8 protein-coding genes are annotated in these 12,866 nt (G+C 46.4%); 2 read left to right on the top strand and 6 right to left on the bottom strand.

Features of this window, described 5'->3' with window-relative positions; all coding sequences use genetic code 11:
* Positions 1-785, bottom strand: a 785-nt coding sequence (locus K6T99_08875) for a creatininase family protein (GenBank protein MCL6519933.1), incomplete at its 3' end; no start/stop codon positions are given.
* Between the two features lie 18 nt (positions 786-803).
* Positions 804-1,856 (bottom strand): Gfo/Idh/MocA family oxidoreductase, encoded by a 1,053-nt coding sequence (locus K6T99_08870; protein MCL6519932.1) that lies wholly within the window; start codon positions 1,854-1,856, stop codon positions 804-806.
* 315 nt (positions 1,857-2,171) lie between these two features.
* On the opposite strand from K6T99_08870, the gene K6T99_08865 reads away from it, so the two are divergent.
* Complete coding sequence (locus K6T99_08865) at positions 2,172-3,455, top strand: DUF1015 domain-containing protein (GenBank protein ID MCL6519931.1); 1,284 nt, start codon at positions 2,172-2,174, stop codon at positions 3,453-3,455.
* Positions 3,456-3,565: 110 nt separating this feature from the next.
* The gene (cysK, locus tag K6T99_08860; GenBank protein ID MCL6519930.1) at positions 3,566-4,492 is read left to right on the top strand and encodes a cysteine synthase A; all 927 of its coding nucleotides are present in this window, start codon (positions 3,566-3,568) and stop codon (positions 4,490-4,492) included.
* 3 nt (positions 4,493-4,495) lie between these two features.
* On the opposite strand, the gene K6T99_08855 is transcribed toward cysK, so the two are convergent.
* The 4 genes from K6T99_08855 to K6T99_08840 all read right to left on the bottom strand — a co-directional run bounded on the left by K6T99_08855 (position 4,496) and on the right by K6T99_08840 (position 12,621).
* Positions 4,496-6,724: a hypothetical protein gene (locus K6T99_08855; GenBank protein ID MCL6519929.1), complete on the bottom strand. Its 2,229-nt coding sequence runs from the start codon at positions 6,722-6,724 to the stop codon at positions 4,496-4,498.
* A 162-nt stretch (positions 6,725-6,886) separates the two neighbouring features.
* Complete coding sequence (locus K6T99_08850) at positions 6,887-7,879, bottom strand: hypothetical protein (protein MCL6519928.1); 993 nt, start codon at positions 7,877-7,879, stop codon at positions 6,887-6,889.
* A complete protein-coding gene (locus K6T99_08845) occupies positions 7,879-8,883 on the bottom strand; it encodes a hypothetical protein (GenBank protein MCL6519927.1) in 1,005 nt (334 codons plus the stop codon). Before K6T99_08845 ends, K6T99_08850 begins: the two co-directional genes overlap by 1 nt.
* 66 nt (positions 8,884-8,949) lie before the next feature.
* The gene (locus K6T99_08840; GenBank protein ID MCL6519926.1) at positions 8,950-12,621 is read right to left on the bottom strand and encodes an N-acetylmuramoyl-L-alanine amidase; all 3,672 of its coding nucleotides are present in this window, start codon (positions 12,619-12,621) and stop codon (positions 8,950-8,952) included.
* Between the last annotated feature and the right edge of the window lie 245 nt (positions 12,622-12,866).

The raw sequence follows: 12,866 nt of genomic DNA, 5'->3' as shown, positions 1-12,866 counted from the left end.
TATACCTGCTCAACCTCGCGAATGATTGAAGATAGCGCGGAAACGCATTCCTCAGCAACTCTTTTGCCAAGTTCAGCGCTTGCACCTGCAAAGTCTCCCATCACGCCAACTTTGACTCTTGGATCTTGGACTACCCTCGGCACTACGAACCTGGCATCGATGTTCTTTAGCTTCTGTGCATAGGCATCAGGGTCTTTGCGCATAGCTTCAAGCATTTCTGAATCGTCATAACACGCTTGATCCATCTTCACGAGTTCGGGCTTCCAATACATCATTAGCGACGTCTCCATGAGGGCGGCATGGTAGTCACCTTTGGCAAAGTAATACAAGTAAGTATCCGAAAGCTCCCAGAAAGGCACTAGAAGCACATTTACACCAGGCATTTCTGGGCGAAGCCGCTGGAACTGCAAGGCGGCATCCCTAGCTGCTGCACAACTTTCTGTCCCACCATGGCCAAGGAGTATGATGAGGTTTTTGAAACCTTGCATTACTAAACTCTGAAGGATGTCCATAAGAAGGAGGGAAAACACTTGTGGGCTGATGTTAATTGTCCCAGGAAGGGTTCCACCCGAAAAGTTGTAATGAACGGGAGGTGTCACAAAACAACCAGTTTTTTCGGAAGTCAGCCTAGCTATCTCTGCGGCGTTATGAATGTCCACGCTTATTGGCAAATGATAACCGTGTTGCTCAACAACTCCCACAGGGATGATTACGGTCTGCGTTTCCTTGAGACCCTCAGCTATTTCTTTAACGGTCATATTATACATCAGCCGAGCGCCGGTCATTTAGCCCTCCTAACTAGGTCAACCCACTGAAATAACACGCTTTTCTTTAACAGCCTTATAGATTGCTTCAACGAGCTTTACCGAATGCCTGCCATCTTCCAAGGTAACCGGCGGCTCCTTATCCTCAATAATGCTTTCATTCATGGCATTTATCATTTGCCCATACAGACTGACTCCCCGCAAGTGGTACTCTTCTCTTGCGGCCTCAATATTTCTCACTTGGTTTGCATCATATCCGGTTTCCTCCGGTTGGATGATGCTGAACATCTTGCCAGTCGGGTCCTGCCCGATTGTCCCCTGCCCAATAATCGAGCCCTTCGTGCCATGTAGTTCGAGAGTATTCTGGGCAGCTGCATCTGGCAGGTTAAAGTAATTATCAACTATACCGTGTGCACCATTACTGAATCGAACAACAACAGTGGAAGTATCCTCAACTTTGGTGGGATATGAGTGAACAAGCAAATCTTGGAAACCTGTTACCTCCACAATTTTCGCGTCCATAATCCACTCAAGCAAATCTAGGCAATGAGTTCCCATATCTATGAGCGACCCACCGTGGCTTTTCGAGATATCCTGCCGCCAGGCTCCTGGGATGGGTGGATACCAGCAGGTCAACTGAGCACGACCCATTACCATCCTGCCAAGAGCACCAGATTGTACAAGTTCGCGTGCTTTTCGGTTGTAAATGTTATTTCTCATACAAAAGCCAAGCATGAATTTCACGCCAGCTTTTTTCACAGCTGCTTCCATCATATCTACCTCTTCGGAGGTGGCGGCCATTGGCTTTTCACAAAGGATATGCTTTCCTGCCTCTGCAGCTTGGATAACCTGCTTGCAGTGAACATCTAGCGGAGTAGCGATGTAAACGGCATCTATGTCTTGCGCTAGCAGTTCTTCCTCCGAATTGCAGTAATGAGGCACATTGAATTTTTCTGCAACCGCCCTAGCCCGTTCCTTATCGATATCCATGACGGAAATCAATTCCATAGTGTCACACATTGAAAGTGCTTCTGGTATCGTCCTACGAAGGGCAATGCCTCCAGCCCCAATCACACCCCATCTGACTTTCAACTTCATAACCCCCTATGCTAAAGCTAATGATGACAAGAGCGCAGAGAAAATGGCTCTCCAACCTACTAGAATTTATTTAGCAAAGCTGGTTCTCCGTCCTCTTTATATTTTGCCACCGAGCAAAATTTAGCCTTTCCTTGACACAATTCAAGCGTCACGGTTATGATAGTTTATCCCGAAGAAAAAAGTCTTGCGCGATTTACTACGGAAGGCTTCTAATTAACCTTTTAGATGTAAAAAACTCATTTAAACAATCAGCATAAAAATCGTTGCAATAGCGCAGATAAAAATTAGAAAAACAAGAAGGAGATTTCAATGGCACTTATTAAGCCTTTCAACGGAATACGCTATAATCAAGCAAAGGTCGGCGACCTCAGTGCCGTTGTTACCCCTCCCTATGATGTTATCTCGCCAGAGGAAGAGGAGTTTTACCTGCAGCAACACCCAAACAATATTGTGCGATTAATCCTTCCGCGAAAAAAATCAAGCGCCGATAATTACTCTCATGCAGCAGAATTACTAAGGTCCTGGTTAAATTCAGGAGTGCTTATACGAGAAGAAAAGCCATGCATTTACGCATGCATACAAGAATTCGAACTCGATGGCAAGACAAGACAACGTTTGGGCATAACATGCTTAGTCCGGCTTGAGGATTTTGAGAGCAAGACTATTCTGCCACATGAAAATATCCTGACAAAGCCTCTAGAGGACCGCCTGAATCTAATACGAGCTACGCGCGCAAATTTCGATTCTATATTCGGTTTGCACTCCGATGGATATATAGGAGAAATCCTTAAGCCATTTCTAGCACGGCCGCCAGACGCCTCGGCACGCGACAAAGATGGAGTGAAATGTGATTTATATTGCATCTCCGACCATGGGGCAATCATGGCAATATCGGAAACACTTGCACAAAAACCAATCCTAATAGCTGACGGACACCACCGTTACTCAGCAGCGCTCGCTTATCGCAACGAAATGCGAACGACCTACGGCGGTTGCGCCTCAGATGCTCCATATGAGTTCATCATGATGACGCTTGTATCGCTGGAGGATAAAGGATTGGTTATCCTGCCAACACACAGGCTTGTACGCAATGTCAAAGACTTCAACCCTGAATCGTTCCTGTCTCAATTAAGCGAGCTTTTCGAAGTAACAAAAACGCCCACCAAAGAGCTCGAACAGACAGTCAGCATCATCGGCAAAAATAGAACAGCATTTGGTTTATATCTTGGAAATGCCAACTCATATGTTATTCGAATAAAACCCGACGTACGACCCGAAAAGTTAATTCAGTCACCTGGCTCGGATGCTCTCAAGCGCTTAGACGTGAGCATACTTCACTCGCTTATACTTGAAAAGATTCTTGGCATCGGCAATCAACAATTTGCAGCAGGAACAAACGTCTCGTATACAAGAGATATTCCGAACGCAATGCGGCTTGTAGACAAAGGCGAGTACCAAGCATTCTTCCTGATAAATCCAACGAAAGTAGAGGAAGTCAAAGAAATCGCCAGCACGGGAGAACGCATGCCTCAAAAGTCAACTTTCTTCTATCCAAAGCTTCTCACTGGAATGGTATTGAGGGTAATGGAGTAAGCTTCAAGCTACTTAACGACTGAGCAGGTACACAAGAAAGGCGCCTATAGCAAGTATCAAGTTTACAAGAAATCTACGCACATAATCTTCCCTTAGAAAAGGAGACCAAAATGGTCAAAATTGCTAATGATATAACTGAACTTATAGGAAAAACACCCTTGGTTAGGTTGAACAAGATTACCCGCGGGGCTTATGCCGAGGTTGTGGCAAAGCTTGAGTCATTCAACCCAGCAGGAAGTGTTAAAGACAGGATTGGCGTCAGCATGATTCACGATGCCATTGAAAAGGGCTTAATCACGAAAGATACCGTAATCATCGAACCAACGAGCGGCAACACAGGCATTGCGCTTGCATTCACTGCGGCTGCTCTTGGATACAAGCTGATACTTACCATGCCTGAAACGATGAGCATAGAGCGCCAAAAACTGCTTAAGGTGTTTGGAGCCGAGCTCGTATTGACGCCGGGAAGTGAAGGAATGAAGGGTGCAATCCGCAAAGCAGAAGAATTAGCCAGGGAGATTCCGAACTCTTTCATTCCAATGCAGTTCAAAAACCCTGCTAACCCCAAGATACATCGAGAAACGACAGGGCCTGAGATTTGGAATGATACAGACGGTAAGGTTGACATTCTGGTTGCAGGTGTGGGAACAGGCGGAACAATTACAGGGGTGAGCGAATACATCAAGCCGCTGAAGCCCGAATTCAAAGCAATCGCAGTGGAACCGGCAAGCTCGCCCGTGCTCTCTGGTGGTCAGCCTGGCCCTCACAAAATTCAAGGTATAGGTGCTGGCTTTGTGCCAGACGTCCTCAGGACTGATTTGATTGACGAGATAATTCAGGTCAAAGACGAAGACGCGATGGAAATAGGCAGGCGGCTAGCCCGCGAGGAAGGCATCCTGGCAGGCATTTCATCAGGCGCAGCAGCATGGACGGCGGTACAAGTTGCCCAGCGCAAGGAAAACAAGGGCAAAATGATAGTCGTCATCCTTCCCGACACAGGAGAAAGATACCTCAGCACCGCAATGTTTACAACCTAGCTACTAGAAGCTTCCTACCAAGCTGGAGACATCAAGTGTTATAATTGGCATTGGCTCGCCTGCCCGAACTGACCCGCATACATGAAAAATCCAGTCATTGAAATCATATTGAGGCATATCATTGTTCCCATACCAATACGGCGGGTCGCCGAATCTTCCTACCATCAGTTGAATGGGTTTAGTTGAACCATTGCGTTGTAACGTAATTTTGAAAGCTTTCGTGGGATCCTCCTGCCTATAGAAATCTATGTGAGCTAAATCGTTTTCATCCCAAACAAGCAACGGGAAATTATAAGGCAGAACTGTGGGTATCCACTCTGTTCCCAGGTAGTTTACTCTGTTGGGGGCATAGTGTTTATATGATTGACGTGGAAACTCGTTATTTGATCCACAAGGCGAATACTCAAATGGCATTTCACGGAAAAAGCCCTTAATCATTCCGAAGTTGTATTCAAATGACGCCAATGCAGCTGGCCCATTTCCACAAACTGCGTAATCCGTAGGAACAGATGGCTCCATGTCTATCTTATCGTAATCTCGATAAAAGGTGTATTTCGTACGTATCACACGCCAATAGTTGGCACAGCTTTGATATAGTAAATAAGCTTTATTGCGCTGAGTGGTTCTAACGGAAGTATCAACGCCTATGGAAAACTTGCTACTATTAGACATTAAGCTTCCGTCTAGTACTATCAAGTTTGTCCCTGGGCTAAGAACTATTGAATCCAGGTCAATATAATTCCAAGCATCACCTTGAAAACTTGGACCATCACTCAAGCGCGGACCTTGATGGGTATACACTAATCTATCTGAGCGGCGGTATCTGGCAAAATGGTATCCTGGGTATTTGTTGTACCTACACGAAGGAAAAACCCATACACTAAGCATTGGCGAGCCGGTAACAGGTCTCTTAATATAGAAATACAACCGTAGAGAATCACCCCGAATTGCATTTTGCTCTTTCGGACCATCATATTGAATTACTTTGCCTACAAGCGCCCTCTGGCCAAGCGGTCGAAGATCACATGCCTCGGTAATATTCTCATCAACGCCGCTATCATTTCGGAAAATTGGATGTCCTTCTGAATCGGCAAGGTAAATGGCTGCAGTCTTATTTTCACTACAAACAAACTGGGCATCATTCTGAGTCCCATCAGCTCCGCCACAGCCAACCCATCGGCTGAAATAGAGAACTAGCTTATCATCCAAAGGTGAAAGCGAGTCAGGGTCAATTTCTACACCACTCCCATTCCTAAAGCCCAATTCCGTAAGACATGACCAACATCGCGACCCATATCTTCCGTGAAAAGGTGTGAAAGGAGAATTAGCCTGAGAGTTATCCGGGTGTGCATAGTCCAAACCAAGAGCAATAACTGGAATGCGATGGATTGTTACTCGGTTATGACTATTTGCCCAGGTTGAACCATAACCTGTCTCAAATAGAAAACCAATAACACCATTTGTAATATGAGTCCACTCAACGGTCTCACCTATGGCATCAACTGTGAAATATCTTTCAACGCGAAGGCGACGCTGATTGCCAACCTTATCCCAACGCAAAAAACCTCCTTGCCCGGGTCCAGAGTGGTCGTGCTCTGAAATATCAACACCATCTACTTTCTTGCCTGGCGCAACATCGTCGTTAAATGTAACAAGTTTGCCAAAAGTAGCCACGCCATCAACTTCAAACGCTGGCGACCCCTCTGTATTCTTGATTATTTGTACTCTTCCAACAAACTCACCTGCAATTGCATCGCCTGCCGCCACTGCCTTGATAGCTCCGCCTGCTCCTGTGTTTGTCACCGTAAACGCAGGCTTATCACTATTGGCAACTCCGGAAAAAGGCAGAGCAATCTCGGCAGAACGGATCGCGTATGACACTGAGCTAAGTTTAACCCGTGGTGAGAGTGCTTTTCCCTCAATAATTACCTCTAGCCACATATCTGGAATCGAAAATACCTCCATCGGCACATCATCAATTTTTGTGGTAAAAAAACCGCCGGTTGTATTGATGTTAGAAGTGGAGGATGTCCAAACAGGTGTGGCACCATTTTCGGAGGTATAAAGTTTAAATTGCACTTGGTAAGTTCCATCAGGAACAGGGACACCTAGCGGACTTACTAGTTTTCCTTGATAGCTTATTTGATTTGGAACGCCTTCGGCAGCATTTAAGGGCATACCAATGCTAGCGATTAGAAAAAGAAATGAAATTAGGCAAAGTTTTGGTCGCACTTTTTGCTCCTTTCTTTGCATAGCTGATTATAGTTAGTTTACATAATGCTACATTACGAAGTATGCTGATGTATAATAGTACTCTCTTGTTTATTATAAATAATAGGGAGAACTACTTAATTTGTCAATACCTTATTTTTTAAGAGCTGAGTTTTTGAGGGCTTATCTAGCAGCTTTTTCGCAATATTCGCGAAGGAGTTGCATCCAGAGGTTGTAATCCTCGAGCGATACTTCAGGCGGCGTTTGGTGGTCAACCGATGGCACAAAACCACCCTGGCGCATTACCGGCAGCAGGCGCTCAAATTCTTGTCTTATGCGTTCCTCACCCAGGTGCATCACGGTCTTGTCGAAAGCGCCAATCATTCTGAGATTTGGGTGATCTTTGCGGAGAGGGTTCACATCAACGCCAGCCATTCGCTCAAGAGGAAGGAAGCCCATTATGCCTACTTCCTCATACCAACCCACAGGTTTGGTAACATCGCCGTCCGTATCAACGAATGGAATTATGCCCATCTTGTGAAGTTGTGGAGTAATTTGTTGGTAATATGGGGCAAGAAACTCGTCAAACTGCGCCTTTGAAAGCATTGGCCCATGATTGTAAGACATGTCTTCAGCGAATGTCATGAAATCCGGAATGCAGATTTTGCAAAATTGCTCGATGGTGCGCAAATGAAAAGCAAGTAGGTCCTCGTTTATTTCTTTTATTAGTTCGGGCTGGTCATAGAAGGCAAATAGATGCCTTTCGATACCCAAAAGTGTCCGAGGAAACCAAAAAAATCCATCAAGTGAAATCCATACTATCGTTTCGCCACGTGCCTGCTCTTCTGCCCATGCTTCCACTGTCGCCACATCGAAAGCCGGGTCAGGATAGAGATGTTCTTTAATCGCAAGATAATCTTTTCTGTCGACGATAATTCCCAGCCCGTGACCAGGTGGATGTGGGCAACTAGGTTTTCGAGGCGAAATCCAATATTGTCGGTGTGCATCCTGACCGAAGTAGCTTCTAATCGCAAAACCATCTTTCAAATCGCGCGGAAGCCCTTCTTCATACCAACGCTCTATTGTTTTGTTCCACCAAGGCGCCCATTCAAAAATCGGCAGTCTATCAACTGGCTCGAAGTTCATTACCCGTCCAAATCTTTCTCTATTAGTCATTACTGCCCTCGGAGTACGTCTATCATTGCTGCCATGTTTTCTGCAGGAACATCCACAGGAATGTCATGCGATGGTGAAGCTATGTATCCTCCACCTTTACCAAGCACGTCAAGCAGTCGCCGAGTCTCACGCCGAATCTCATCCGGCGTCCCAAGCGGGAGGAGGCGTTGGACGCTTATGCCGCCGAAAAACGAAAGTTGTCCATAATATCGCTTCTTGGTCTCAAATATATCCATCGCTTCCGGCTGAAAAGGGTTAAAAATATTCAAACCACATTTAATTAAATCTGGTAGGATGGCTTTAACATCGCCGCAACAGTGAATCATAACGTATTTTCCAGCATCTCTAACCTGCTTGTACATTTTTGCAATTCGCGGTTTGATGAACTCCCGCCACAATGCCGGGCCCATGATAAGCCCATTCTGGCTTCCCCAATCGTCACCGAACCGAACGCAGTCAACATCGTGCTTGAGGGCAAAGTCAATCTGCGCCAAATTAAACTCCGTAATTTTATCGAGAAGCCCGTGAACAAACTGGGGTGATTCAACCATATCTACAAGCAACTGTTCGAACCCCCGAAGAGTCCAGGCCCTTTCAAAGAGCGAAAACCCTATGCTGGCAACACGAAACTTGTCCGCATTGGCTTCAATAAAAGTTGGATAGGCTTCAGCCAGAAGTGGGTAGACAGGATTAGGAGGCTGCCAGCCACGTAGAGAAGGTTCTGAGAGCACTTGGTTGTCAACACAACCAATGTCTTTGTCTATTGTTCGGTTCCAAATTACTCCCCACCTGTCCTTGAAGTAGCCTGGCTTGACCTCTTCTCGTGGCCATAAGCCATCATGCGAGATCATAGCCAAATGATTTCCTAGTCGTGCCTCGAATTCGGCATCACCGTAAAATTCAGCTAGCTTTCTTCGTGCGCCAGCAGTAAAGGTGACGTGATAGGGGATAATATCAGTTTCACAGAACTCAATTGCGCGGATGACTCGTTCCCTGGGCGTCATGTCGTTTGGAACCTCGCATCCAGCATAACGCCCAGGGAAGAGTCTGTCAAGGGCTCTAGAAGCGATTTAGGGTAGTGAATAGATTGTCTTGTCTCCGTCGTTTCTTGGCCTAACAACAGGTATCAAAACGCCTCCGTCTACCATTGTGGAGCTTACGCCGCGAATTATCATGTAGTCACCAGAGTTGAATGGACCAGTTAAGTTTGTTGTTTCAACTCTAAGGCCCGAGTGGCCGGTGCCGTCGTTTTGTACCGAGCCATCATTAATGTAGACAAACCCTGAACCCACGAACGAGATTATGCCGGAGGTTTTGATTAGCAAGCCAATGTTGTGTATATCCCAACGTCCAGGCAAACCTGGGGTCCATGTATTCAGTGAGCCGCCGCCAACGCAACGGTTAATCATAAAGGGTGCATCGGGTACTATTCCAGCAGAACCCGGAATGACATTCGCTTCGGCAATTCTGCGCTCACCATCCTGGAGCTTAATTACTCCCGATACCGTAACCAGCGTGCCGACCGCTGGACCTGAACCGTCCACACGGATGCCAGCCGATTGGTCGCTTCCCGGCGTCCCGTTCTCTTGGATGTAGAAGAACGATCCGAAGTTTCCAGTCACCACCTTGTTTGCAAGTGAGACCGGTGTATCATTTGGAAGCGCTTTTGCATCGGAAATTGTAGACACCGTCGGTGCATATTTGAATGGACCGAGATCAAGAGTGCCATTCTCGACATTCGCACCATTATAACCCTTGATATGCAGGTACCAACTGCCTGGTTCGGACGCTGTTAGCGTCAAATCACCATAATTCCACTGTGGCTCAACACCTGTCCAAGTATGCGTGCTGTTTTTATTCCAAGCAAAGCGGTAATACTGAACTTTACCTGCGCCAAAGCCTCCAACCGCGGTAAAGGTAAAACTTGGCGTAGAGTACCATGTATTCGTTGCTTTGTCGCAAATTACGTTGCTTGTCGAAGGTGGAACTGACAGGGTATAAGTATATACAGTTGATGTGCCAGGGCCTTCGACTGAACCATTTCTTGCATGGAAATGGCGTGTGTATAGTGTATTTGGTGCAAGGCCAGTTTCGTCTATATATGAGGCATTTCTGCCTGCGTTGCCCTTAACCGCATGGCTAGCGTCATGCAACCTGAAACCAGATTCATTATTCGAGACATCGGTAAAGTTCCACCGAATGCTCGACGTTGAGAGTGCGACTGGTGTCCCAGGAATGGGTGGTAGCGGAGGGCTGACTGTGAATTGAGCATCGTCGAAAAGGCTCTCGGTTACCACATTATACTCACGGCCAATGTTGACCCGCGTAAAGCCAAAGGTATCCGCATTTGCAGGCCTAGGTAGGCTACCCTTTTTCACACCATCAATATAGTATTTGATTTGGGTTGGGCCAACAACAATTTTAAGATTGTGCCAAGCAATCGACCTCGAAGCTAGCTGCGGCGCCCATGACCAAGAGCTCCCATCGAACACTCCTCCTGAATACTTCATGACACTCCCTGGTGAGGTGGGATATGTTCCTAAGTACGCTGAAAACACTATTGTGTTTCCATTGTACCCTCGCACGTGAATACCCTGATTGCTGTTGTCCGTGCCTCCAACGTCATAGAACCAACAGTCGAATGCGCCGCAAGAAAAAGTATCCTGTAATGCTCGATAGCTCAGACAGCCTTGATTGGAATTCGAGCCTGGTTGCGTTAATGCCGCACCTGAACCAGAATATGTACCATGGTGCTCGTCGGTGTACAAGCTTACTCCTCTTGTTGAACCATCTGCAACGACGTCTGGACTCCATGCGTTTAGATTAGGGAAACCGTCTTGGAATACGACTACATGGGTTATTGCTGCTGATGGAGCACTTTGAGCAGACTCATTTCCGATTGCGTCATAAGCCGAAACCGTATAGGTATATGTTGTGTTGCCTGCAAGTCCAGTATCTGTGTATGAAATCTGGGTTGTCGTAGCGATTTGCGAACCATTTCTGAAAACCTTATAACCCGTGACACCTACATTATCGGTTGAAGCAGACCATGTCAGCTCAATTTGGCTTGTGCTTACTGCTTCGGCAACTAAATTGGCTGGGACACTGGGCGCCTGGGTATCAGGCTCACCAATTACCAATATTTGTTTGCTGACTGTAGGACCAAACCATGTGTAGCCATCGCGCACCATTCGCCAATCAGTGAGGTAGGTGTTGCCAGAATTAGGGGCTGTTAGTACAAATGTGAATGTATAAGTTTCATTTGGGCCAACTTCGCCAGATATGATATGCCTCGTCTGGGTGGTAAATGGATCAGAGTCGCCAACCGCACCTAATCTAATTTGGCGGGCTTCGGTCCACAAGACTCCCTTATTTCGGAAAGTAATATGCACTGTATACTGACGGCCCGCCTCCATGGTCGTTGGAATGTCCTCGCTGACAAGTTCGCAGGAATAGAAATCCCAAGTTGGGTTTGTCCCAAAGTACTGGCAGATACCCTTATACATGCCCCACATTGCCGCGGACCTGAAGAAATTGTCTCTCAAATAAACAGCATCGTAATTACATGAATCATGGAAAGCTAGCTCTGTTAGAGTCGCCGCCCGGTCGGGGATGCGAATTTCTCCATATGCACCGTTCGAATTCTTTACACAAGCGCCGTGACAGGTCCACTGGCTATCAACATTCTGCTGGATGGCACTCATTATGTTATTGTTGATGTAGGTAGCGAGAGTCTGGCTAACTGCACCCCAAGGAGCATGCTCAGTACTCGCGTCATAATAGGTCTCGGTGCCTGTCGGACAGCCTGAATAACAATCCCCAGCATAGCCATTGGTATGCAGCGACACGTAAATGTCGCTATTGTCGTAGTCTGAAGCAAGCGGTCTGGAGCGGATGTCATCGCTGGATTCGCTTGACCCACTTCCTAAAGTGCAACCAGAGTAGCTTCCATATACGCTACATGGGTATCCAATGTGCTGAAGCCAGTAACAAGCCGCCATCTTCCACCATGGGTTGCCAGTAGTAGGATGATTACCATAGTTTTTATTAGTACAGCGAACCATTCGAACGGTAGCACCATCATTTAGAAGGTACCTCTCAAGGTACTGGCACATCTCTAGGTTGTGGAAGTCCTCCTCGTTCAGCGGCGAACAATAAACTGGGCGCTGTGTATACCAGCCGCTGCCATTCCAATAGATGCCGTGTCCAGGAGAAATTGTGATGCTTTTTCCTGCAAGACCGCCGACAAGTGGAGGAATACTAGGCGCAGAGGAAGGAGTTGCTTCTTTTAAACGAGGCGTAATTGTAGGTGCTGGCGGTAGATAATCGGATAGCAGCTTCCCTTCTGCCATAATTTTGACATCTTTATCGAGGCCAAACTGCCTTAGAGTGAAATTTACTTGCTTAAAAATTATTCCAAGCTTTTCCTCTGTAATCCCAGCTGTCACCTCTTTCGAAAAATCTACAATTGTAGTTTCGCCTTCTACTCGTAGGTCAAGAACCTTATTTCCTTGTGGGATGGCTGAGGATAACTGCTTTCCGGTAGCTGGATCCACAATTGGCTGTGCTAATGCGGCAACTGCGGAAACTGGGTCTGAGACGTCTGGATGCATCACCGCCTTCAAACCACCCAGATCATCGAGGTAAAACACAACAGCTGATGGATACACACAAAGCTCTATGCTTAGGAGCAAGACAAGAGCAGAAAAAAGGATTAAAAAGTGACGGAAATGAGCGCCCATTCTAGCAACTCCCCCTTAAAAATTTAAGCTGGTTTTCTTGCCCACCAACCAATAAAATTTCTTAAAGTTAGCTGCTTTTATCAATTATAAAACGCCTGATTGCCGCTAAAATAAAAATCAAATTAATGTTTGAAAGTATTATATCACCCTCATGGCAAGGAGTGAACCAGTATAATTACCAGTTGTGCAACCGTTAAGTATGCTTTGGAAAAATAAAACGCACCTGGAGCTCGCCAAGAGAGCTC

The sequence above is a fragment of the Armatimonadota bacterium genome (assembly GCA_023511795.1).
Lineage (GTDB): Bacteria > Armatimonadota > UBA5829 > DTJY01 > DTJY01 > JAIMAU01.
This window is presented reverse-complemented; position numbering and strand designations above follow the sequence as displayed.

Bases quoted from the DNA above. Each gene is read 5' to 3' on its own strand.
- K6T99_08865 (MCL6519931.1), top strand. From the start codon at position 2,172: ATGGCACTTATTAAGCCTTTCAACGGAATACGCTATAATCAAGCAAAG.
- cysK (MCL6519930.1), top strand. From the start codon at position 3,566: ATGGTCAAAATTGCTAATGATATAACTGAACTTATAGGAAAAACACCC.
- K6T99_08850 (MCL6519928.1), bottom strand. From the start codon at position 7,879: ATGACTAATAGAGAAAGATTTGGACGGGTAATGAACTTCGAGCCAGTT.
- K6T99_08845 (MCL6519927.1), bottom strand. From the start codon at position 8,883: ATGACGCCCAGGGAACGAGTCATCCGCGCAATTGAGTTCTGTGAAACT.
- K6T99_08840 (MCL6519926.1), bottom strand. From the start codon at position 12,621: ATGGGCGCTCATTTCCGTCACTTTTTAATCCTTTTTTCTGCTCTTGTC.